The organism is Sphaerisporangium rufum (assembly GCF_016863395.1).
Taxonomy (GTDB): domain Bacteria; phylum Actinomycetota; class Actinomycetes; order Streptosporangiales; family Streptosporangiaceae; genus Sphaerisporangium; species Sphaerisporangium rufum.
This window is the reverse complement of the sequence record NZ_BOOU01000167.1, coordinates 1-664: the sequence shown is the minus strand read 5'-3', so window position 1 is coordinate 664 and position 664 is coordinate 1. Positions and strand designations below refer to the sequence as shown.

At 72.7% G+C, this 664-nt stretch carries 2 protein-coding genes; both read left to right on the top strand.

The features are described 5' to 3' along the window. A partial coding sequence (locus Sru01_RS35180) for a roadblock/LC7 domain-containing protein (protein ID WP_445009390.1) occupies window positions 1–199 on the top strand: 199 nt, incomplete at its 5' end. Window positions 200–220: 21 nt separating this feature from the next. Then, on the top strand, window positions 221–664 hold a 444-nt coding region (locus Sru01_RS35175), incomplete at its 3' end, for a DUF742 domain-containing protein (RefSeq protein WP_307812148.1).

The following is a 664-nucleotide window of genomic DNA, read 5'->3' as shown; positions in this document are numbered from 1 at the left end:
CACCCAGACCGTCGTGGAGATGCAGCGCGGGCTGCTGCTGATCATGTCGATCAGCGACGGATCCTGCCTGGCGGTGCTGGCGGCGGCCGACTGTGACATGGGCCTGGTGGCCTATCAGATGACCTTGTTGGTGGAGCGGGCCGGTCAGGTGCTGACGCCCACGGTACGCGCCGAGCTTCAGGCCTCCCAGCCGAGGTGAGGGCGATGACAGGAGGATGCTGTGGTGAACCACGGCTGGACGCATGAGGGCGGGCCGCTGAGCGGCGGGACGCCGTACCCGCCACCCGCCGGGTCGTACCCGCCGGCCCAGGCCGGATGGCCCGGCATGCCCGGCGCCCACGACCCCGGTCCCGACCCGGCCGAGCAGCGGCTGCGCGTCCGGCCGTACGCCATCACCGGCGGGCGGACCGCGCCCCGCATGGCGCTCGCCCTGGAGGCCCTGGTCTCCTCGGCCACCGCCCCTCCTGTTGACCTGTCGATGCTGCCGCCGGAGCGGCTGGCCATCAGCAACCTGTGCCGCCAGGTGCGCTCGGTCGCGGAGGTCTCCGCGCTGCTGCGCATGCCCCTCGGCGTCACCCGGGTCGTCATCGCCGACATGGCCGCCGACGGCCAGGTACAGATCTACCAGCAGACCGAGACGGAGCGCCCGGCCGTCAACCTGCTC